At 46.0% G+C, this 22,559-nt stretch carries 14 protein-coding genes; 6 read left to right on the top strand and 8 right to left on the bottom strand.

Translation table 11 applies throughout. The features are described 5' to 3' along the window. Positions 1-12: 12 nt before the first annotated feature. A complete protein-coding gene (locus DYADSP32_RS08315; protein WP_149244923.1) occupies positions 13-2,307 on the top strand; it encodes a glycosyl hydrolase family 95 catalytic domain-containing protein in 2,295 nt (764 codons plus the stop codon). A 546-nt stretch (positions 2,308-2,853) separates the two neighbouring features. On the opposite strand, the gene DYADSP32_RS08310 is transcribed toward DYADSP32_RS08315, so the two are convergent. Together DYADSP32_RS08310 and DYADSP32_RS08305 are read right to left on the bottom strand one after the other, a co-directional pair. Next, on the bottom strand, positions 2,854-4,479 hold the full coding sequence (locus tag DYADSP32_RS08310; RefSeq protein ID WP_149243161.1) for an NADP-dependent glyceraldehyde-3-phosphate dehydrogenase: 1,626 nt from the start codon (positions 4,477-4,479) through the stop codon (positions 2,854-2,856). A 180-nt stretch (positions 4,480-4,659) separates the two neighbouring features. Next, positions 4,660-5,568 carry a sugar phosphate isomerase/epimerase family protein gene (locus DYADSP32_RS08305; RefSeq protein ID WP_149243162.1) on the bottom strand — a complete coding sequence of 303 codons (909 nt, stop codon included), beginning with the start codon at positions 5,566-5,568 and terminating at the stop codon, positions 4,660-4,662. A 329-nt stretch (positions 5,569-5,897) separates the two neighbouring features. Here DYADSP32_RS08305 and DYADSP32_RS08300 point away from each other — a divergent pair, with 329 nt between their 5' ends. Then, a complete protein-coding gene (locus DYADSP32_RS08300) occupies positions 5,898-6,710 on the top strand; it encodes a pseudouridylate synthase (protein ID WP_414617621.1) in 813 nt (270 codons plus the stop codon). Positions 6,711-6,728: 18 nt separating this feature from the next. On the opposite strand, the gene DYADSP32_RS08295 is transcribed toward DYADSP32_RS08300, so the two are convergent. Continuing rightward, positions 6,729-7,421: a DUF2461 domain-containing protein gene (locus DYADSP32_RS08295; RefSeq protein WP_149243164.1), complete on the bottom strand. Its 693-nt coding sequence runs from the start codon at positions 7,419-7,421 to the stop codon at positions 6,729-6,731. 197 nt (positions 7,422-7,618) lie between these two features. Here DYADSP32_RS08295 and DYADSP32_RS08290 point away from each other — a divergent pair, with 197 nt between their 5' ends. Beyond that, positions 7,619-8,722 carry a DNA alkylation repair protein gene (locus DYADSP32_RS08290; RefSeq protein ID WP_149243165.1) on the top strand — a complete coding sequence of 368 codons (1,104 nt, stop codon included), beginning with the start codon at positions 7,619-7,621 and terminating at the stop codon, positions 8,720-8,722. Positions 8,723-8,765: 43 nt separating this feature from the next. Here the strand turns inward: DYADSP32_RS08290 and DYADSP32_RS08285 are convergent, their stop codons facing one another. Further along, positions 8,766-9,887: an AI-2E family transporter gene (locus DYADSP32_RS08285; RefSeq protein WP_149243166.1), complete on the bottom strand. Its 1,122-nt coding sequence runs from the start codon at positions 9,885-9,887 to the stop codon at positions 8,766-8,768. 658 nt (positions 9,888-10,545) lie between these two features. Continuing rightward, positions 10,546-11,208 (bottom strand): Crp/Fnr family transcriptional regulator, encoded by a 663-nt coding sequence (locus DYADSP32_RS08280; protein WP_149243167.1) that lies wholly within the window; start codon positions 11,206-11,208, stop codon positions 10,546-10,548. A 393-nt stretch (positions 11,209-11,601) separates the two neighbouring features. Here DYADSP32_RS08280 and DYADSP32_RS08275 point away from each other — a divergent pair, with 393 nt between their 5' ends. Continuing rightward, the gene (locus DYADSP32_RS08275; RefSeq protein WP_149243168.1) at positions 11,602-12,450 is read left to right on the top strand and encodes a neutral zinc metallopeptidase; all 849 of its coding nucleotides are present in this window, start codon (positions 11,602-11,604) and stop codon (positions 12,448-12,450) included. A 13-nt stretch (positions 12,451-12,463) separates the two neighbouring features. Here DYADSP32_RS08275 and DYADSP32_RS08270 read toward each other — a convergent pair whose 3' ends face one another. Next, on the bottom strand, positions 12,464-13,807 hold the full coding sequence (locus DYADSP32_RS08270) for an MATE family efflux transporter (protein WP_149243169.1): 1,344 nt from the start codon (positions 13,805-13,807) through the stop codon (positions 12,464-12,466). Between the two features lie 310 nt (positions 13,808-14,117). Here DYADSP32_RS08270 and DYADSP32_RS08265 point away from each other — a divergent pair, with 310 nt between their 5' ends. After that, positions 14,118-16,532, top strand: a complete 2,415-nt coding sequence (locus DYADSP32_RS08265; RefSeq protein WP_149244924.1) for an outer membrane beta-barrel family protein — start codon at positions 14,118-14,120, stop codon at positions 16,530-16,532. A gap of 905 nt (positions 16,533-17,437) precedes the next feature. Further along, complete coding sequence (locus tag DYADSP32_RS08260; RefSeq protein ID WP_149243170.1) at positions 17,438-20,455, top strand: CotH kinase family protein; 3,018 nt, start codon at positions 17,438-17,440, stop codon at positions 20,453-20,455. Positions 20,456-20,496: 41 nt separating this feature from the next. Here DYADSP32_RS08260 and DYADSP32_RS08255 read toward each other — a convergent pair whose 3' ends face one another. Continuing rightward, positions 20,497-21,351, bottom strand: a complete 855-nt coding sequence (locus DYADSP32_RS08255; RefSeq protein WP_149243171.1) for a DMT family transporter — start codon at positions 21,349-21,351, stop codon at positions 20,497-20,499. A 135-nt stretch (positions 21,352-21,486) separates the two neighbouring features. Continuing rightward, positions 21,487-22,557 (bottom strand): NADPH dehydrogenase NamA, encoded by a 1,071-nt coding sequence (namA, locus tag DYADSP32_RS08250; RefSeq protein ID WP_149243172.1) that lies wholly within the window; start codon positions 22,555-22,557, stop codon positions 21,487-21,489. Between the last annotated feature and the right edge of the window lie 2 nt (positions 22,558-22,559).

Raw genomic sequence — 22,559 nt, 5'->3', positions numbered from 1 at the left:
CGTTTCAACCTTATGTACAAATTGACACTTCTGATTTGTTGTATCCTTGCCTGCCTAGCGGCTCGGGCTCAGCCGCTTCCGAAACACGATCTTACCTACACCAAACTGGCCGCTACCTGGGATGAAGCGATCCCTTTGGGAAATGCAACAGTGGGTTCATTGATCTGGCAAAATGGGGACAACCTCAGGTTTTCGCTGGATCGCGCGGATATTTGGGATATGCGACCTATGGCCGGCCTTCACAGGGAGGAGTTTAGCTACAAATGGGTACAGGGGCAGGTAGCCAAAAAGGACTACAAGCCTGTTCAGCAATTTTTTGACGCCCCCTACGACAGGGAGCCGGCACCTTCCAAGATTCCTGCAGGTGCTTTGGAATTCAAGATTCCGGGCTCTCCGAAGGTGAAATCGGTGCGCCTGGACGTATCCAGGGCTCTGTGCGAGGTGCAATGGGAAAATGGTCAGGCTTTAAAAACGTTCGTTCATGCCAACGAGCCGGTAGGATGGTTTCGCTTCGAAAATGTGAAGGCCGATCTGGTTCCTCAGTTGATTGCACCAAAATACCAGGGTGTGGTGAAGGAAGGTGAAGAGGTAAATTCACTGGTAGGAGATGATCTGGCCCGCCTGGGTTACAAGCAGGGAAGTATTGAGCAAAAAGGGCAGTTCATTACGTACAGGCAGGAAGGCTGGGGCGGATTCAGCTATGAAATTACTGTTCAGTGGAGGTCACCCGGTGCCGGAGTCATCGAAGGCACGTGGAGTATTTCGTCCCAGTATCCCAATACAAAACTAAATCCTGTGTCATCGGTACTGACCAAAGCAGCAATGCAAAGAGGGTATGCCAAGGATTTTCAAAGTCACACCGCCTGGTGGAACAAATTCTGGGCTCAGTCGGCAGTACATGTCCCGGATCCCGTTATCGAAAAGCAGTGGTATCTCGAGCAATACAAATTTGGGTCGGCCGCAAGGCGTGGTGCACCCCCAATTTCATTGCAAGCGGTATGGACGGCAGATAATGGCAGGATCCCGCCATGGAAGGGCGATTACCATCACGACCTGAACACCCAGCTAAGCTACTGGCCAAGTTACAGCGGCAATCACCTTGAGGAGGGATTGGGTTACTTTGACCATCTGGACGAAAACCTGGAAAATTACAAACGATACACCAAATTGTATTTTGGTACGGATGGACTGGCAGTGCCCGGCGTCACCACGCTGGACGGTACCGAAATGGGAGGCTGGATACAATATTCGCTTTCGCCGACGGTATCTGCCTGGCTTGCACAGCATTATTATCTGCAGTGGCGGTACAGCATGGATAGAGATTTTCTGAAAACCAGGGCGTATCCATGGGTGAAAGAAGTATGTACTTTTCTTGAGAAAATTACCGTGAAGGACGAGAAAGGAAAGAGAAAATTGCCAATCAGTTCGAGCCCGGAGATTAAGAACAACAGCCTGGAAGCCTGGTTTCTGCAAAACACAAATTATGATCTTGCACTGATGCGCTTTGCCTTTGGAGCTGGAAAAGAATTGGCGGTAGAGCTCGGTAAACCCGACGAAGCAGCGCATTGGAATGATATATTATCTGAATTTGATACCTATGCGTTGTCTGAAAATGATGAAATGATGTTTGCGCCGTCGTTGCCATATGCAGAATCCCATCGCCATTTTTCGCACCTTATGGCCATTCATCCGCTCGGGCTGATAAAATGGGAAGATGGGCCCAAGGCGCAGAAAACCATTAAAAATACCATAAATCTTTTGGAAAAGGTGGGGCCGGATTGGTGGTGCGGCTATTCCTATTCCTGGATGGCAAGTGTAATGGCCCGCGCCAAGGATGGCGAAGGTGCAGCCAAAAATCTTTCCATTTTTGCCAAAGCTTTTTGTCTGCCCAATAGCTTTCATGTGAATGGCGATCAGACCAAATCAGGCTTGTCCAAATTCACCTACCGACCTTTTACCCTGGAAGGTAATTTTGCCTTCGCGGCCGGGCTACAGGAAATGCTCATTCAAAGCTACGCCGGATTTATAGAAGTCATGCCTGCGGTTCCTGCTGACTGGAAAGAGGTGGCATTTGAGCAGTTACGGACTGAAGGTGCGTTTTTGGTAAGTGCTAAAAAAACAAACGGACAGCTTGCGGAGGTGAAGATCGTTGCGGAGAAGGAGGGAACTACCCTGGTGAAATTGCCTTATGGTAAATGGAAGACGATTGCCGCTAAGAATATCACCACGTCCGCTGGTGACAGTGAAGAATTTATTGAACTCAAATGTAAAGCGGGCGGCAGTATCGTATTGAAGCCTTTAAACTGAGCATATACCAAATAAAATGAACCACCGAAGTTACCTAAGAACACGTTAGGTTATCTTAGATCGCTAAGGTGGTTCAAAAAATTCTGGAAGGATGATCTGGAAATTCCACTTCGTACTCAGTGCCGAGTAAAATGCGCTACCGAAGTTACCTAAGAACACCTTAGGTTATCTTAGGTCGCTAAGGTGGTTCAAATCCTGGAAGGACGATCTGAAAATTCCACTTCGTACTCAGACCGAGTAAAATGAACCACCGAAGTTACCTAAGAACACCTTAGGTTATCTTAGGTTGCTAAGGTGGTTCAAAAATTCTGGAAGGGCGCTTTGAAAAATATACTTCGTACTCAGTACCGAGTAAAATGAACCACCTAAGTTACCTAAGAACACCTTAGGTTATCTTAGGTCGCTCAGGTGGTTCAAAAATCCTGGAAGGACGATCTGAAGATTCCACTTCGTACTCAGACCGAGTAAAATGAACCACCGAAGTTACCTAAGAACACCTTAGGTTATCTTAGGTAACTAAGGTGGTTCAAAACCTTCGAGAACAGTCTAAAAAATAAACTTCGTGCTCAGAAAATTGGAGCTGTTGTTATTTACGATTTCATTGATCAGATGTTTGTTGCTGTCATTCATTTTAAACGCAACCAGCGAACGTATTGAAAAAGAACGTATCGCGTCTGCCACGGAAAGGGTTCCTTCCGCACTGTCTTTACGTCCTGTAAATGGAAAAACATCCGGTCCGCGCTGGCATTGACAATTGATATTGACACGGCTTACCTGATTGACCACCGGATCAATTAAGGCTGCTACTTCATTTTCGTCTTCACTGAAAATACTTACCTGCTGGCCGTGCGTGGCTTCAATCAGATACTCGATGGTGTCTTCCAGGTCATCGAACGGTACCACAGGTACGATGGGACCGAACTGCTCTTCATGATAGAGTTTCATATGGCGGGTTACAGGATATACCACCGCCGGATAAAAGAAGGAAGCTGCCGAAGATCCACCGTTTTCATTCATCACTTTTGCGCCATGTACTTCCGCATCGGCAATGCAGCTATTGAGGTATTCTATTTTATTGGTTTCGGGCAATGGAGTGAGAGATACCCCTTTTTCCCACGGCATACCATATTTTAGCTTGCCTACGGCCACATTGAATTTTTCCAGAAATGCATCTGCTACACTTCGGTGAACCCACACAATTTTTAATGCCGTACATCTTTGACCATTAAATGAAAGAGAACCGGAAATTACTTCCTGAACAGCCAGGTCGACATCGGCATTGGCAGTGATAATGGCAGCATTTTTTGCATCCAAACCCAGTACTGCCCGTAACTGGTTAACCTTAGGATGTAGTTTCTTTAATTCATTGGCCACCTTGCTGGAACCAATGAGTGTGAGTACGTTGATCTTACCAGACTGCATTAATCCGGGCACAATGGTATTGCCACGGCCATAAATAATGTTCACGACGCCTTTTGGAAAACAATCTTTAAAAGCTTCCTGCAGGGGATAATGTAACAATGTTCCAAATTTCGGAGGCTTGAAAAGAATCGTGTTGCCCATGATCAGCGCCGGTATGAGTGTGGTAAAGGTTTCGTTCAACGGATAGTTGAAGGGACCCATACAAAGTACCACACCCAATGGCGAACGCCGAACCTGGGCGGCTATGCCATCCACGATTTTAAAACCAGACGAATCCCGGTCGAGATTCTTGAGCGAATCAATCGTGGCGTAGATGTATTCAACGGTGCGGTCAAACTCCTTGTTGGAGTCGGCAAAAGACTTCCCGATTTCCCACATGATGAGCTTTACAATGATGTCTTTCTGCTCGATCATTTTCCCTGTAAAATGCTCCACACATTGGATACGCTCTGCAACCCCCATGGTAGGCCATTCGCCTCGTCCGTTGTTGTAGGCTGCCACAGCCGCATCCAGTGATTCCTGAGATTCCTTTTCGGTACAAACCGGGTAGCTTCCGATCAGTTTACGTTCCAGTCCGGTGCTGGTTTGCACACAGATGGGAGAGTAAACTTCGTGAACGGGGCCGTTCCATTGTTTCATTTCACCATTGCTCAGATACTCTCGTTGATGAATCTCCGAAGGAAGTCGAAACTCTGAAGGAATTGCTTCTTCCGTTGGGAAAATGCTTTTTAAAGTTGAATGAAAATCCATTGGATGGAATTGATTGATTAAAATAGATACTGATTTTTGATTTAGTTACATACTTGTCTGATTGACAATTAAAATTAAGCCATTTTTTTCTGCCGTTGTCAGGTTTTCTCAAACCTGAACCAACCGGAAGTAGCTATTGATTGTTACAAGTACCGCGTTGATGACGAAGAAGTATGCCGTTCACCCCATTGCTTCCCGCACTTCTTTCAGGAATATGGGTACTTTGACGAAGGGGTCTCCCGGTCCGAGGGTCTCAATTGGTAAATAACCTCTGTATGTTGAGGCTTTTATGATTTTAGAAAGTTTTTTCAGATTTACTTTTTCTTCACGGTCATTCACATAGACGAGCTCCTTGATCTGCCAGTTAACGGCATAAGGAATGCACCGCTCTATTTCCGGGTACGGATCGCCTTTTCGAAAGCTGCCAATGTCCAGAATCAATCCAAACCAGGGGGAATTCACTCTTTTGACGATGTCTATCGTTTCTTCGGCTGTTTTCAGGAAATCATTGTGGTTTTGGATAGCGACCACCACACCATGCGCCTTTCCAAATGCTACACATTCCTTTATGTCCTTTACCATCCATTCCGAAATCGTGTGCCAGTCGTACTCCTTCGGAATGCGTGTACCACTGAAAATACGGATAACCGGTGCGCCGATCTTGGAGGCGCACACGATCCAGTTTTTAATGAGGTCAATATCCTCTTTTCTCTTTGCAGCATCCGGATTTGTGAAATCATTCCGCACGCCCGTGCCACTGATATCCACGCCAAGTTTGAATGCCTTTCGTTTCAGCTCGTACAGGAATTCGTCCGGCGGCACAACCGGATAACCAGGAAAATAATAGCCGGTCAGGTCTACGCCATCGATATTTTGCATTGCGCAAAATTCAAGCAGATCATCGAGTTTCATGCTTCCATCCATCAAGGGTTTATTGAAAGAGTAAGCATTCAGGCTCAATTTGAGTTTACCAGTGGGGGGGATTGATGGTTCGGTGGTGGGCGAAATAAACGCTCCTGCGACAGATGCAGTGGGAGCCAATAATGCCAGATTTCGAAGCGCATTTCTTCTGCTGATGGGGAGTACCATAATCGTTGATCGGTTAGGAATTTCTATAATCGGTTAGCTGCGTTTTATCTAATTTCGTCCCAGGGTTATTTTGAGCGATGCAGATCAAAGCTAACACTTACCGTCATCATACTGAGCCTGTAAGCATGACGGTTATCCATCCGTAGCTCCCTTATCGCGCTATGATTTAAATAACAACGGCTTTTATTACTGCCTGGAAATTATCTAACTTTGCGACGTTGTATTCAGGATAGATAAATCCTGGCGAATTGAAATAAAACCGACCATACGCTTGCTGCGCTACCTTAAGGACTGGCGAAAACGCAAATAAAGTCTTTAAGAATCTATTTTTGAAACCATTGTCATCTTCTCAAAGTCCCATTTTCAATTCCTTTTCAAGGTCGCTGGCTGGCTATGTATTACCCGAAACGTTCAAGTCTCCGTTCGGTTACGAACCAGACCCCATCAGCCTGCTTGCTGTAGCCGAGCTACAGTCACACCTCCGGGACCAGCAGGATTGGATACATAATTTTGGCCTGGGGCAGCAGGCAGGACCCGTGGTAGGCAAGATGTTTGGTATTCTGGTGATCCGGACACAACAAAACGAAATCGGCTACCTGGCTGCCTTTTCGGGTAAGTTGGGTGGTCGAAACCATCATGCTAAATTTGTTCCTCCGATTTTTGACGGCATGGAGGAGGGGGGCTTTTTGAATTCGGGCATGACTCAACTTGCCCGAATGAATGAGGCGATCGGAGTACTCGAAGACGAGCGCCCGGAGACGTTTGAACAACAGGTTCTTGCGATAAAGACGCGACGTAAGCGCTTCTCGGTTGCTTTACAAAATAGGATTTTTGATCAATACCAATTTCTGAACAGGGCAGGAGACAAAAAGGGGTTACGCGATATTTTTGAAGAAAAATCGTATCAGAATCCGCCCGCCGGGGCAGGTGAATGTGCTGCGCCGAAATTGCTTCAATACGCTTTCCAGCATCGAATGACCCCGATCGCGATGGCGGAGTTCTGGTGGGGGTTATCGCCAAAATCCGCTACCTGGAAACACGGACATTTCTATCCGGCATGCCGGGAGAAATGTGAGCCAATTTTGAATTACATGCTGGAGGGAATGGAATTCAACCAGGGATTGAATTGGTGGCAACAATGAAGACAACACCGAGACCGATCAAGCCGGTAACCCATCGGCATCTGTTGTCAATACTTCACTCATATAATCAAAAAATGGCCGCATATTTCTGAAGGTCTCATTGGCCTGTGTTATAAACGTAGGAGCAAGTACTTCCTCATCGGTAAAGTATCTGATCAACAGGAATTGTTTGTACCGAAGCAGATCGATGGCCTCGTCGTTAGCGTCAAAACCCTTCGGCTTCGTTTTAAGCTGTTCTCCCCGTAACGTGCCAAAGGTTTCTATGAAATGAATATGCGTCAGTATTTTACGGAGGGGTGTGGGGTTAAAGCTGATGTCGTCACGGATGCGTTTGATATCAGCCGCATTGGGTGCCCAGAAGCCACCGGCCAGAACGGTGTTGCCGGGCTCGATGTGGAAATAATATCCGCCACGTCGTTGCGCCGTGGCTCGCGAAAGGCTGCCACTCCAGTTGGTTTTGTAGGGCGTTTTTTCTTTTGAGAAGCGTGTGTCTCGATAGATCCGATGAAGGCTTTTTTTGCCCGAGGGGGTTTCGATCACATCGTGCAGGTTCATTTCTGCGAGAAGTCGGTCAGCGAAAGATTCTATATGAGCCTGCTGTTCAAGGAAGTATTCCTTATGCGCATTGAACCAGTCGCGATTGTTGTTCCCTTTCAGATTCGTAAGAAAATCCAGCGTTGAAGAGGGAATGCCTGTAAATTGATTTGTCATGAAAAATGTAAACGGGGTTTCATTACCTAACCCAAAAGTATGTAGGAAAATCTCATCTTCTCTCATGATTTCTAATTTACTTTGGAGGCAACATCCTCAGACACCAGATAATTTTGCGTTACTATACTTGTTTCAAATGATGCCGTCGACACGGGCATTGAGACATCTTTGCATAACTAATAATTGAAATACATGCCATGGCATTACTAAAAGATCTCTATTCTGAAACTTTTTACCAAAAACTGTCAGATGCTCTGGACGAAGTGATTCCAGGCTTTGTGGAAAATGATTTTAATGCAAAGATTTACACTCCCGAATTTGCAAACATGGAGTTGAAGCAACGCATGAGACATACGACCATGGTTCTGCACGGGTTTTTACCGCCCGATTTTCCGGATGCCGTCGGAGTGCTGTACCGTTTGATCAGTCAGCTGCGCAAGAATGCCTTCGGAGAGGATCAGCTCGCTATGATGTTTTTGCCGGACTACATCCAGGTATACGGCCTCGACGATTATGAAACTTCGATCGAGGCAATCGAGCACATTACCCAGTTTATTACCTGCGAATTTGCCGTCAGGCCTTTTTTATTGAAATATTTTGATAAAATGATGCTTAAAATGCATGACTGGTCCATGCATGAAAATGCAAAGGTAAGGAGGCTGGCGACTGAGGGGAGCAGGCCGGCATTGCCCTGGGGCCTGGCTGTTCCGGTCTTGAAAAAAGACCCTTCAAAAATTTTGCCCATACTGGAAAATCTGAAAAATGATCTATCGGAATCGGTTCGCCGGAGTGTTGCCAACAATCTGAATGACATTTCGAAAAACCAGCCCGAAGTGGTTCTGGGCATTGCGACCCGCTGGAAAGGGCATAGCAAAAATACGGACGCGATTATCAAACACGGTGCGCGAACCTTATTGAAACGGAGCCATGCAGACATTCTTTCGCACTACAATATTGAAAGCAAAAATATTGAGCTTTCGGAGTTCAGGATTGTAACGCCGAAGGTGACTGTTGGGCAATATCTGGAATTCACCTTTGTGGTACGAAATAGTGATGCGTTCAGCCAGATTGTAAGACTGGAATACGCAGTGTATTTCAAAAGGCTTAACGGACAATATTCAAAGAAGGTTTTCAAGATCAGTGAACGGGAATACACACCAGGTCAGTCGATCGTCATCAAAAGGAATCAAAGTTTTAAGATGATCACGACCCGGGTTTACCACCCAGGCACACATCGGTTGTCCGTGATTGTAAACGGAAGGGAAAGCGAATTGCAGGATTTTGAGCTGACTAATTTCTAACGGAAATCGGTCAGGGTTATTGACCTGTCAAAGGCATTCCCTATCAATGGTTGTCGGCTTGTGTTTTGGAAGAAACACGGATTTTTTTACGAAAAATAGGGTAGGTCATTGGACTCTTGGACGGGCGCTCATCACCCAGCAGAACACCCCATTGTCGGAACATTTCCGTCCTGTCAAATATAATTTTCAATACAGCAATAATGGGCATGGATAAAAACATGCCAGCTACACCTGCGATGTTTCCGCCGATGATAACACCCAGAATGGCGAAAAGGGCATTAATCTTGACCTTGGATCCGACAATACGGGGCATCAGAATGTTGTTATCCAAAAATTGTACACCGGCGATCACACACAACACCGTTATGACGGGCCAGAGTTCAGGAGAGGAGGTGAGGGTGAGCAACACGCCGATGATGTTTCCCAGTAAGGCTCCTACATAAGGAATCAGGTTCAGTATTGCGAAAATTACTCCGATCAGCAAGGCGTGTTTGATGCCGATAACCATCAGAATAAGGCCTAGCAGGATGGTCATGTAGCTAACCTGGATCAGCAGGCCGATCAGGTAACTTTTGATGATCACCTCCGTTTCATAAATTGCCTCCTTCACCTTCTCGTGTGCGTCATCCTTGAACCACATGAAAATAAAGCGCAGTAAGATACTTTTATAAAAAAGTATCAGGTAAATGTAGATCGGCAGCAGGCCCAGAAATATAAACAGAGAACTCACGGTTACAGCCGCCCCGCTGGCCGTTTTTCCTGCGAAACTCAACAAATCGTCTGTGTTTTTGTTAATTAATTCTACCTGTTGCTGTGTGGAGTAATCGCTAATGGAGAAAATCCAATTGCTTAGTGCATTGAGGTGCGTACTTACGTTCTTTTTGATTTGTGGAAAATCGGCCACAAGCAGACTTATCTGGGCTGAAAAAAACCAGATGATCAGTCCAAGTACAGTGATTAAAAGTAATATGGGTAAGACGATGGCAAGTGGCTCCGGAACCCTGTATCGTCTCAGAAACCGAAATACGGGAAGTATTACAATGCTGATGAAAAAAGCCATAATGATTGGCATCAGGATACTTCTGCCTATAATGAAGAGCGTTCCCAATAACACCAGGCCAAGCAGCTCAATGGATCTCTTAACGGTTAGGGGTAAATTGTTCATAGGTGTAAAGTTGATCGATATAAGTAGAGGTTTGTTATGATACCTGAAAAGCAATTTCGCGTGTGGTTTCAGGCATGCGTTTCAAACGGGTAAAAAATTCCCTGATATTTTGTCTGATTGAAAGACTACAAAAAGCTTACCATGATGCCTGGGGCTGGCGTTGGTTATGGGCGGGTGCTGGATGAAAGCGTAATCCTGGGTGGGAGCAGCTTTTTATCAAGGGTTGGTGGCATGTTTAAAAATAGGTGTCCATTGTAAACCGTAAAAACCAGGGAGTAGCCGGAACTTATTACGATTTTACGCCCTGGGTTTTGCAGTGGTTGCCATTGCGTCCGTTACTTTTCGGACATAGATAGAGGAGAATTTACAAATAGCTTAGCCGGTGTTCAGCTGATATCAAAGCTAATGATTATAATGGTATATCCATTTAGAGAGCATGTGGGGGGCTTGTGTTTAAATCGAGACAATGTATAGATATAATTCTTTGAAATGTGCTTATTTTCAATAGATTGGGAGAAAAATATGGCTTAAAGCTGGATAGTCCGGCGTCGATTTTTTTTGACATTTGTCAATAATTAATTTAACGCTGCACCCAACTATTCAGCAGCTTTTAATTAGGACATTTGTTTTAGGGAACCGGATGCGATTGGCTGATGCGTTATAACAGTTCCTGGCCTGGAAATGGGTAAACAGCCGAAGCAGCGTGTTTTATTTCTGACAGCTCCTTTTTACTTCTCAGTCTGCTGAGCGTTTCCATGTTTATGCCCAGGTAAGAAGCAATGTATTTAAGTGCTATTCTGTTGGCAAGGTGACCATTTTGAACTAAAAAATACTGGTATTTCTGCTCCGCATTTTTGAGGCGGGCAATGAATGCCCGGCTTTCCGCAGAAACGTAGTATAATTCGTATATCTTACGGGCCGTGATGTTAAAGGAAGGGAATTTTTTGTATATTTTTTCAAGATCAGTGAAAGTCATCTGGAGCAACTCGCAGTCTTCAATCGCCTGTATGTTTTCCAGGGTAGGCATCTGCATCGTAAAACTTCCAATTGACGATACCAACTCATTTTCGGCCGTAATCCAGGTGGTGATTTCCCGGTCATCGTCATTTACGAAACCACGCAGAATGCCTTTTTTTACAAAGTAAATGTGTGTGGCTATTGTACCGCTGGAAAGGAGAATTTTGCCCTTGCGAATGCGAATCGGAAAGCTATGTTCAATAATAAACTGTTCGATACCTTTAAAGGTAGGATGAAACATGTTGACCATTTTGATGAGGGGTTCCGCTTCCTCTGGTGTTGCATGGGGTCTGGACGGTTTCATATTGAGGTTTCATTACGTTGTCGGTTTTCGATAAACCTGAATGGATACGCGGGAAAAGTGGATGTAATTTGGATTCTACTAGCAAGGAAGATTTTTATTCAGGCGTCAACCAACACTTCCCCTTGTCAGGGAGCGGTATTAAAAACGGTATTTCGCCTTGCCGCTTGTGTCGGGAGGAAGTGACGATTCATTAGCAAAAGGGCCGGTTTAAGTCAACCAGTTTGGGCTGCTGCAACCAGAACCTTTTTTATCAAAGCCCATTCAATATTTATAAAGTCGGGAAATATCTGTTAGTTTGTGTGTCGCAATCCCGGCATCCTTTGGCTGTATACATCGGGAACGATTTTAATTCATTCATTGACAAAGAAGTTATCAACTTTAAACTAAAAAAATATGCGTTGGCAAGATCTTCGTAGAAGTGGAAATGTAGAGGACCGCCGGGGGATGTCCGGAGGAGGTAAAGTGGCCATTGGCGGCATTGGTGTGATTATCGTGCTGGCGATTGGTTTGCTCACAGGTCAGGATCCATCGGAGATACTGGCAAATCTTCAGCAGGGTCAGTCGACGGAGCAATCTGCTCCCCGGGCAGCAGGGCCACGCCCCGACGATAAGACGGCAGATTTCGTTTCGGCCGTTTTGGGTAGTACTGAAGATGTGTGGGATCAGATCTACAAAGCCAATGGTAGTACGTATCAGAAACCAACGCTTCAGATATTTGAGAATGCCACAGAAGGTGCCTGCGGAAGTGCGTCGTCAGCGATGGGGCCTTTCTACTGTCCTGCTGATTACAAAGTGTATATTGATCTTGAGTTTTGTAATCAGTTGAGAGATAGGTTTAAGGCACCGGGAGACTTCGCCGTGGCCTATGTGGTGGCACACGAGGTCGGGCATCATGTGCAGAATTTAATGGGCTTGTCGGATCAGCTTCACCAGCAGCGGGGTCGTATCAGTGAAAAGGAGTATAACAAATTATCCGTCAAACTGGAATTGCAAGCCGACTTTTTTGCAGGCGTATGGGCCAACCATGCCCATCAGATGGACAATATTCTTGAGCCCGGAGACCTTGAGGCAGCCCTTACTGCAGCAAACGCCATCGGAGATGACAAGTTACAGAAGCAGAGCCAGGGTTATGTGGTGCCCGATGCATTTACGCATGGCAGTTCGCAACAGAGGATGTATTGGTTCAAAAAGGGTTTTGAGACTGGGGATCTCAATCAGGGAAAATTCAATGATATTCAGTGATTCTGATGGTTTTCTAGACAGTTTCTTTGTTGGCAATAGCTCTTTCGGTCATTTTTAAAAATCGGGTAATCAGAAACACAGATGCAAGTGTCAACCCGGTGATCAGTCCAATCCACATCCCGGCCGCTCCAAGCTTGTAACGAAATGCAAGCAGATAGCCGAACGGGATGCCCACCACCCAGTAAGCGATCCCGATCAGCATGGTGGGTGTTTTTACGTCTTTGATTCCACGGAGCAATCCGGCACTGATTGCCTGGGTACTGTCGGATATCTGGAACACCGCCGCAAAAAGGATGAGCGTGGCAGTCATTTCCAGCACTAGAAAATTGTCGTTGAATGCCTTGGGAAGTATATTTCGGAGTAGAACAAAAGCAATCGCGCAAAATGCGCCATAGGCCAATGCCGTGTAAATGGTACTCTTGCCAATAACCGTTAGTTTTTTCCAGTCGCCCCGCCCAAATGCATTACTCACACGTATGGAACCCGCCTGTGCAAGTCCCATGGAGACCATAAAGGTGAACGATGCACAGCTTAAAGCGATCTGATGGGCTGCCTGAGCCACAGCGCCAAGTGTTCCTATGATGATTCCGGAGACGGCAAAGGCACCCGCTTCCATACCAATCTGCAGGCTGCTCGGCACGCCAATGTGTAGCAGCTCACGTAAAGTGTTGATTTTTAGCTTCCATTGGTTGCTCCGGACAGCCACATATCTGCTGAAAGTTCGGTGCCTGAGAATGACGCCACCCAGCGCGATAAAAATAATGGATCGGGTAATGAGTGTTGCCCAGCCGGCCCCCACCAGTTCCAGTCTCGGAAAGCCCCAGTTGCCGTAAATCAGAAGCCAGTTGAGTAAAATGTTCAAGGGCATACCGGCTAGGGAGAGGATCATCGCGGTGCGGGTAAATTCGAGCCCGTCCGCAAATTGCTTAAGTGTCATGAATAGCAGCATCGGGATGATAGAGAAACCCATGAGTTGCATGAATGGCAACGCCAATGTAACCACCTCGGGATCCTGACCGAGGTGCCCAAGCAAATCTTTTCCCAAAACCAGTGTGAGGGAAATGAGAATGGCTACCACTGCACAAAGACAAAAACCATTAAAAAGATAATGTGACACCTGCTGTGCATCACGCCTGCCATTGGCCATGGATACCATCTGAGAAACCGAGATCGTCATCCCGATCCCGATTACAAACGGGATGTTCATGGCGTTGATCACCAAAGCCGCCGCAGCAAGTTGCTTGTAACTAATAGCGCCTACCATCGCCGTATCTATGAGATGAAGGGCCATTTGGGCCAGTTCTCCGATGACGATCGGCAATGCCAATTTTATAGTTTGTGATGCTTCGTTTTTCATTTTTTATCTATCTGCCAACCCTCCGTTTCAATTAAGGGCTGCAAAGGTACGCAAGTTTTGAGGGATGGAAATGATTTCTCCAAGGTATTTGGCGATGCCGGACATTCACCTGCAACCATTCATGTTCACGGATGCAGAGGGTAGCATGAATTTTAGTTCGTCAAGAAAAGGGCTTGGTAGAGTAAAACTGATTTTAGAATGGGTTTCTATTGGAGTTAAATGATGATCTTCGCAGTTATAAATTGTTTAAGTATTCGTAATGAAATCAGCAGGGGGAATAATCGCAGCTGCGATAGCGAGTGTAACCGGGATGCTCATCCCTATTTTTGTTTTGTTTTTACTGATGTTTGCGACATCGGATTCATTCGGACAAAATGGACCTAAATTGAAAATTACAGGGAATATCGCTGATGTTCAGAATAATAAGCCTTTGAGTTACGCCAGCATTCGTCTTTTCAAAACCGTTGATAGTGTGTTCGTGACTGGGGCAATTACCGATGAAACGGGTTCATTTGTCATTGATGTTGCAGCCGGTAGCTACTATGCGCTAACAGAATACATCGGCTACAAATCCCAAAAGACGTCAGGCATACAACTGACCAGTGCCAATTCGCCTTTGAACTTTGGTGTTATCAAGTTGGGGGCTTCGGCCAGAACCTTGGATGAGGTGACCATTCAGGCAGAGAAAAGTTCCATGGAACTGGCACTCGACAAAAAGATTTTCAACGTAGGAAAGGACCTCGCCAATGCAGGCGGGACAGCGGCCGATATCCTGACCAACATCCCATCCGTAGCTGTTGACGTGGAAGGCAATGTGAGCCTTAGAGGAAGCGGTAATGTTCGTATCCTGATTGATGGAAAGCCGTCCGGGCTTGTCAGTATCAAAGGAGGAAGCGGTTTGCAGCAACTTCAGGGGAACATCATTGAGCGGGTCGAGATCATTACCAATCCGTCGGCGCGGTATGAGGCCGAAGGTATGGGCGGTATCATCAATATCGTTTTGAAAAAAGAACGAAAAGAGGGTTTCAATGGATCCTTTGATCTGATTGCTGGAAATCCAACGAATTTTGGTGTGGCAGCCAACGTGAATTACCGCAAAAAGAACCTGAATTTTTTTGTTAATTATACCGTTTCGTTCCGGAACACACCGGGTAGAAACACGCTGTATCAGGAATTGTATCGCAACGACTCCACTTTCATTTCTGAAAAAAGCATGACCAGCAAGCTTCGTGGACAAAATAACAGCGCCAGGGGAGGGATAGATTATTATTTTAATTCTAAAAACGTGCTCACCGGTGCTTATACCTACAGGATCAGCAAAGGGAAACGGTTCTCCAATATTGATTACAAAGATTATTTAACGAATCTGAACAACCTGACAGGCAGCACAAACCGTACACAGGACGAAAAGGAAACAGAACCCAATTCGGAATACGCTTTAACCTACAAGAAAACCTTCGACAGAAAGGGGCGGGAATTTACGGCTGATGTACGATACCTGAACAACTGGGAAGATTCCGACCAGTTTTATGGCCAGCAAAGTTATAATCCCGATGGCAGCAAAACTTCGGTGCCATTTTTGCTTCAGAGAGCCGTAAACTACGAAACGGAGAAGCAACTTCTTTTTCAGGCCGACTACGTTCACCCTTTTGCCAAGGATGGAAAATTCGAGGCGGGCGCTCGGATCAGCTCACGCGACATGACCAACGATTACGCGGTCACGGAGGAAACCGACGCGGGCTGGATTCCGGTTCCGGGCCTCACCAACGATTTCCTTTATAATGAGCGGATTAATGCGGCTTATGGAATGGTGGGTAATAAGACGGGCAAGTTGTCCTACCAGGCAGGCCTCCGCGCCGAATGGACTGGTGTGACTACAACCCTAATGCAGACCAATGAGATTAACGACCGGAAATATGCCAACCTTTTCCCGAGTGTGCATGTGACTTATGATCTGGCCAAACAGAATGCACTTCAACTCAGTTTCAGCCGAAGGGTTCGCCGGCCGCAGTATAATGATCTCACTCCATTCGCAACTTTTAGCGACAACCGGAATTACTGGAGCGGGAATCCGGATCTGAATCCGGAGTTTACAAATGCTTTTGAGCTTGGACACATCAAGTACATGGATAAGGGTTCGCTCAGTTCATCCTTATATTACCGCCATACCAATGGTAAAATTATTACCATTAAAACTGTAGAAGCCAATGGCAATTCTTTTACCCGACCCGAAAACCTCGGAACTGAGGACGCCTATGGTGCTGAATTTACCTCCTCGCATAACCTATACCAGTGGTGGAAACTGGATGGAAGTTTCAACTTTTTCAGGTCTATTATCGACGGTACACAGGTAGATCAAAGTTATAAAAGCGATACGTATAGCTGGTTTGTTCGGGCCACCTCCCGTTTCACCTTGTGGAAATCGACGGACCTGCAACTAAGGGGTAACTATGAGGCGCCTCAAAAAACACCTCAGGGTCGGCGCAAAGCCCTGGCAACGCTGGATCTTGCTGCGAGCCGGGATATTCTCAAAGGAAACGGCACACTCACACTGAGTGTATTGGACGTGTTTAACTCTCGCAGATTTCGCTCGGTTACAGAAGGGCCTAATTTTTACTCAGTAAGTAACTCTCAAGGCAGGCAGCGCCAGATCAACCTCACGCTGAATTACCGGTTGCACCAGGCCAAAAAGAAAGCGAAGGTAATAGGAGAGGGGGATTATTGAACAGGCATTTTTATTGAAGGAGCCGGATAGAATTTCCCCCATTTCCTCCTTCAAACCTTTTTGAATGACTGGGCCATTAATGAAAAATCAGCTGTGCGGGCTACCCGATAAGTGCCGACATCCCGACATAAGTTTTGAGACTGTCTGTTCTGTGCATTGAACTATCCATTTTCCCTGTAATTTATATTTCATCTCTTGGCATCAGTGCAATATTCAATCTAACGTTTCTTTGATTACCTCCCTTGCTATGTTCTGGTATTTGTTCCTTCGCTTCTAAAATGCATTGGAATGTCTATTAGTAAGGATTATTTCTGGCCAGATGTGGTTCAGGCAAGGGCCTAGGCGACATTCCGCAGCCATCCCACCGATTGCGGCTGGGAGGCATTTCTGACATTTTGCAGCAGGAGTAGCCTTTGGGCAGGATTCTACGGATTATTTTCTAAACGCTTTTTCTGTTTATTGGTGATAGGGATAATGCGCCCGCTAAGCCGTACCGGATCAATAGACCAACCGCAGTAACAGTCCGGCAGCCACAGAAACTCCCCAAGGCGATTACGTAGCCAATTTTGGACCGGTCGTGATTTTAAAAACGTGTAGAATAAAATATTTTCCTTTAAAAAATGTTTTGGTTTCATTTTCAATTCAAGCATTGGCTACATTGGACGTATAGGATTCATTGATTTTTAGTACCTTGTATTTTAGAGTCTTTGATATTTATTAAGTGGTCTTTTGATATTAAATTTATTTTCATATTTTTCGGGCTGAAAGAAATTGTAACTCTCTGTTGATAAAATAGCTTGGGCAAAGTTTTCTAAGACCAGGGTTGGAATCATTTGGGGTACAGTTTAAAATAAGTACTCGTTTCTTTACATTAAATGCCTTTCCTTTAAATTTTTAATGAAATCATGAAAAAATTATTCGTAACCCTTCAAATTTTATTTTGGGTCAACTTATTTTCCTTATCTGCACATGCGCAGCTTTTCATCAACGAAATAGTTTCATCCAATACAAGTGCTTCCGGTTTCGCCGACGAAGATGGTCAGTATTCCGACTGGTTTGAAATTTATAATTCATCGGGTAGCCCGATTAACATTGGCGGATATCATTTATCCGACAAAGTGGATCAACCAACGCAATTTGTAATCCCGGCAGGAGTAACCGTCCCGGCCAACGGGTTTTTGGTGATGTGGGCGAGTAGCAAAGCGGCTGTCGGCAAGCTGTTGCACACCAATTTTGGTCTTAGCAAAGGCGGCGACTATGTAGGTCTCTACAGCAGCGCAGGTACCCTGATCGATGGGAAAGCATTCGGCCCTATGAGTGATAACATTTCTTTTGGCAGAAATCCGAACGGCGGGCCAGATTTTTCATATTACTCAACACCCACCCCGGGTGCCACCAATGCGAATGGGGTCGTTCAGCTTATCAAACTTGCGCCCCCTACTTTTTCGCATCAGACCGGATTTCATACAGCCGGTTTTAACCTGAGCATCTCACACATAGAGGCAGGCGTTAGTATCTGGTATACTTTGGACGGATCCGAACCGGTTAACAACCCCACACCAGTTTCATGGAATTATAAAAATTTTTATAATGAAGCAGGCACCAGTGCCCAGGCTACAGTAGTGAAAGGCGTAGATGACGGGCTCCTTACCGCACAGCATCAGTCGATTGCATGGGTAAATCCTATTCCCATCATCGATCGAACGGTTGAAGCCAACAAAGTTTCCATGAAGTCGTCCTCCGTGACTTTTACTGCACCTTATCTGCCTTCATACAACGTTTACAAAGGAACTACAATCCGCGCCAAAGCATTTAAGGAGGGATTTGCCCCCAGCGACATTGCCACCGGGACATTCTTTGTAAACCCGGGTGGGGTTAAATATCCGGTTCCGGTTGTTTCGGTAGTCTCCAACGAGCGTTCTTTTTTCGATTACACCTCCGGTATGTATACTGCGGGAAGGGCATTCGATGTGATCAGGGTAACACATCCTACGGGTGCTGCCAGCATTTGTACAGATGCCAATTTTACAGGAAACGGCGCCGCATGGGAACGTTCGGGCAACGTAGAGTTTTTTGATAATGGTGCGGTGGTAAATCAGCCCATCGATTTCAGGATTCATGGAGGATGTTCCAGGTCACTTCCCGAAAAAACCCTCCGCCTTTACAGTAATACAGAGTTTAATTTTGCTGTTTTTCCTGAAGCCCCCACGCGTTATCCCAAAAGGCTCCTGCTTCGTAACTCAGGAAACGATAATCCATCTACGATGTTCAGGGACTCTTATTTTACAAGGCTTTTGAAAAGTCTCACTGTGGATACGCAGTTGTCCAGGCCCTCGGTGGTGTTTTTGAATTCAGAATACTGGGGTATTCATAATATGAGGGAGCGGTTTGATAAGTATTATCTTCAAAAGAAATACGGCCTTGACCCCGATCAGGTGGATCTGATGAACGTGGAAAACAATGAAGTAGAAGAAGGTGATAATGTAGCCTACAATGCCCTTAACACGTTTGTTAGTAATAACACCTTCACTGGCAGTACCAACTACAATACTTTAAAGACTATGATCGACATCGTTAACTTCACGGATTACATGATCGCTGAGATATTTGTAGGGAACCAGGACTGGCCTCACAAAAACATGCGCCTCTGGAGACACAAATTGCCCAACACGGATATCAATGCGCCTTTCGGGCACGATGGCAAGTGGCGTTGGATGCTGTATGATACCGATTTAGGTCTCGCTTTCGAGAACTCGGTAAATGATAATTTCTTTTCCCGAGCCCGTGGTATTGTGGGTGGAGGTGGACCTGTGGCTAGCATGTTTAATAAAATATTGGAAAATGAGGAGTATAAAGCTTACTTTCTGACCCGGCTGGCGGATCTTTTAAATACCACTTTTCTGGCCGCCAGAACACAATCCATGCTGGCTGATTTGAAGGCTGTTTATCAGCCTATCATGCCTGACCACATCGCCAGATGGAAAGCACCGGCAACCATGACCGAATGGGATGCAAATGTGGCCGTGGTCAACAATTTTATGGGGGATCGCCCGAATACTTATCGTACCCATGTGCGTGAGAGCTTTGGAGGTGGCTATTTGAATAGGAGTGTTACCGTGGACGTCTCCGATGCTGCACATGGTTACGTGAAGGTGAACACGGTGGATATCATTCCGACCGCAGACGGTGTTTCTGCAACGCCATATCCTTGGACGGGTACTTATTTTCAAACACTTACCATGACGCTTACAGCTGTGGCCAAACCAGGGAATCACTTTGTGCGGTGGGAAGATGGTGCCGGAACCTCTGTGGGTTCAACCGAAGTGTTTACCTTTCCTGTGGGTGCAAATTCGTATAGCTACAAAGCCATATTTGCGTCGGGGGCTTTGCCGGTTGTCCTGACGAGGTTTGATGCGAAAAGGAAGGATAGCAAGGTGAACATTGCCTGGACCACTGCCTCTGAGAAAAACAATGATCATTTCGTGGTGGAGCGTTCCCGGACGTCCAAAGATTGGGAAGTTGTGGCTACTGTGAAAGGGTCGACTACGACGAATAATATGAGTAAATATAGTGCGGTAGATGAGTTGCCACTACCAGGATTAAGCTATTATAGATTAAAACAAGTTGATTTTGACGGCACAACTGCTTATTCCCGAATGGTACCCGTCAACATGGGAGAGTTTATGATAAGTAACGTTTGGCCTAATCCGGTAACTGATGTGCTCACCATCACCGCGGACCTGCCCTTAACAGATGCGGAATACGAAATAACGGATATGCACGGAAGAACGCGCAAGGGATATCAGAAGGTAAACATCGCAAAAAACGGAACCATACAGGTAGGGCATTTGGAAAGAGGCGTTTATATCCTGAATATCAGAACGAAAACGGGTAATTCGCAAAGCCGATTTCTGAAACAATAGACGGGCTTTTCCGGTTGGAAATATACATTCAGGGAGGTTGCTTATACAGCAGCTTTCCTGAATGTAATTCCGATGCCTGATAAAATAACCAGGCCTCCCAAGACCATTCTAAGGGAAATGTGCTCGTCAATGAAAAGCCATGCCATAAGTGCGGTGATTACAGCCTGACTGAGCAGGCTGAGCGAAACGCGCTGCGCATCCATTTTTTGCACCGCATAACTGAGTGTCAGCCAGCCTAGCAATTGGCAAATGGTTCCCTGAATGACCAGCACGCTCCATACAGAGGAAGAGAAATTCCATAAAGGCTCACCCCTGAGGAGGCAGATGAGAAGCAGATATATACTGGATACACCCATGCTCATAATCATAAACGGAACAATTTTACTTTGACTCAAAGCGCGCTTGCTTACGATCATGTAAGTAGCGTAAAGTACCCCCGACAAAACAGCCAGTACGAAACCTTTATCAAACCGCATTTGGGTAAAAGTATCCGTTCCCAAAAGTATGATCATGCCTGTGATGGCCACGGCCGTACCCAGCCAGAAACGTTTATCAGGCTTTCTGGATAGGAAAAAAAAGGATCCTACACCAACCCAAATGGGGGAGAGGTTGGTGAGTAAGGTAGCCTGTGTTGCATTGGAATAATGGATTGAAAGGTTCCATACCGCAATATCGGTTCCGAAAAGTATGCCACACGCTATGATCGGGAGCCATAGTGATTTTGCGGGTACAGACAGTTGTTTGGTGATCAGTACGTAGGGAAGCAGGCAAATGAAACCAATAAACATCCGGTAAAATGCCGATGAGATCCCGGATACCGGAGCCCATTTAACAAGAACCGGAAAAATGCTTATGGAAATAACACCGATAACTAAACTAATCCGGGGATTGAGCATGATTAAGAATTTATCCCAACTTATGTTTGAGATTATTGACTACAATTGATCCAGCCGCTGATCTTCCCATTGAAACCATGGATGAAAGACTCAAACTTAGGATCAACAGGGTGTGGGAGCGGCTGGAAAATTAGATTATTTGCTAGGCTTAGCCCGCTCATACTGAACCGGCCATGCCATCGGAGCATTCAGGTCACCGGCAGCATGCAAAGGGAAATAAGGATCCCTCAGGAACTCCCGAGCCATAATGATGAGGTCGGCATCACCTTTTTCAAGGATTTCTTCCGCCTGACCTGCGTCCGTGATGAGCCCCACTGCCCCGGTGAGGATTTCTGCTTCGGCTCTGACCTTCGACGAAAACGGCACCTGGTATCCCGGACCGATGGTGATCTTCTGATGACTTGCCAATCCACCCGATGACACATCAATGAGATCGATACTTTTAGCTTTCAGCATGGAACAAAGTTGGACAGACTGCGCTTCATCCCAGCCGCCCTCCGCCCAGTCGGTTGCTGAAATACGGACAAAAAGCGGCAATTCTGCCGGCCACACTTTTTGAACTGCGTCGATGATTTCCAGAAGCAACCGACTTCGGTTTTCCAGATTTCCGCCATATTCATCCGTTCTCCTGTTGCTCAACGGCGAAAGGAATTGATGGATAAGATAACCATGTGCAGCATGCAACTCAATCACTTTGAATCCCGCTTTCAATGATCTTTCAGCCGCCAGCGCAAAGTCGGTGATTACTTTTTGAATGCCTTCATGATCCAATGCGTCAGGCGTGTCGTATCGTTCCGAAAAGGCCAGGGCCGACGCAGAAACGGTTTTCCAGCCGCCATTTTCGGGCAACACAACGCCGTGGCCCTTCCAGGGTGCATGGGTGCTGGCTTTACGTCCGGCGTGAGCAAGCTGGATGCCCGCCACAGAGCCATTTGAATGAATAAAATGGGTGATCTGCCTTAGTTTATCTATATGTTCGTCTTTCCATATGCCCAGATCATCGGGAGAAATGCGTCCTTCGGCCGATACAGCTGCCGCCTCACTGATGATGAGCGCGGCGCCACCCACAGCCCGACTTCCCAAATGAACCAAGTGCCAATCCGTGGCGAAACCATCCTCTGACGAGTACTGGCACATGGGAGACACGACAATTCTGTTTTTTAGCTCAATGCTTTTAATGGTCAATGGTGAAAAGAGTGCAGACATTC

The organism is Dyadobacter sp. 32 (assembly GCF_902506755.1).
Taxonomy (GTDB): Bacteria; Bacteroidota; Bacteroidia; order Cytophagales; family Spirosomataceae; genus Dyadobacter.
The sequence above is the reverse complement of the archived record's forward strand: the minus strand, read 5'-3'. Positions and strand labels throughout refer to the sequence as shown.

Bases quoted from the DNA above. Each gene is read 5' to 3' on its own strand.
- namA (WP_149243172.1), bottom strand. From the start codon at position 22,557: ATGTCTGCACTCTTTTCACCATTGACCATTAAAAGCATTGAGCTAAAA.
- DYADSP32_RS08280 (WP_149243167.1), bottom strand. From the start codon at position 11,208: ATGAAACCGTCCAGACCCCATGCAACACCAGAGGAAGCGGAACCCCTC.
- DYADSP32_RS08285 (WP_149243166.1), bottom strand. From the start codon at position 9,887: ATGAACAATTTACCCCTAACCGTTAAGAGATCCATTGAGCTGCTTGGC.
- DYADSP32_RS08260 (WP_149243170.1), top strand. From the start codon at position 17,438: ATGAAAAAATTATTCGTAACCCTTCAAATTTTATTTTGGGTCAACTTA.
- DYADSP32_RS08265 (WP_149244924.1), top strand. From the start codon at position 14,118: ATGCTCATCCCTATTTTTGTTTTGTTTTTACTGATGTTTGCGACATCG.
- DYADSP32_RS08275 (WP_149243168.1), top strand. From the start codon at position 11,602: ATGCGTTGGCAAGATCTTCGTAGAAGTGGAAATGTAGAGGACCGCCGG.
- DYADSP32_RS08290 (WP_149243165.1), top strand. From the start codon at position 7,619: ATGGCATTACTAAAAGATCTCTATTCTGAAACTTTTTACCAAAAACTG.
- DYADSP32_RS08270 (WP_149243169.1), bottom strand. From the start codon at position 13,807: ATGAAAAACGAAGCATCACAAACTATAAAATTGGCATTGCCGATCGTC.
- DYADSP32_RS08310 (WP_149243161.1), bottom strand. From the start codon at position 4,479: ATGGATTTTCATTCAACTTTAAAAAGCATTTTCCCAACGGAAGAAGCA.
- DYADSP32_RS08255 (WP_149243171.1), bottom strand. From the start codon at position 21,351: ATGCTCAATCCCCGGATTAGTTTAGTTATCGGTGTTATTTCCATAAGC.
- DYADSP32_RS08295 (WP_149243164.1), bottom strand. From the start codon at position 7,421: ATGACAAATCAATTTACAGGCATTCCCTCTTCAACGCTGGATTTTCTT.
- DYADSP32_RS08315 (WP_149244923.1), top strand. From the start codon at position 13: ATGTACAAATTGACACTTCTGATTTGTTGTATCCTTGCCTGCCTAGCG.
- DYADSP32_RS08305 (WP_149243162.1), bottom strand. From the start codon at position 5,568: ATGGTACTCCCCATCAGCAGAAGAAATGCGCTTCGAAATCTGGCATTA.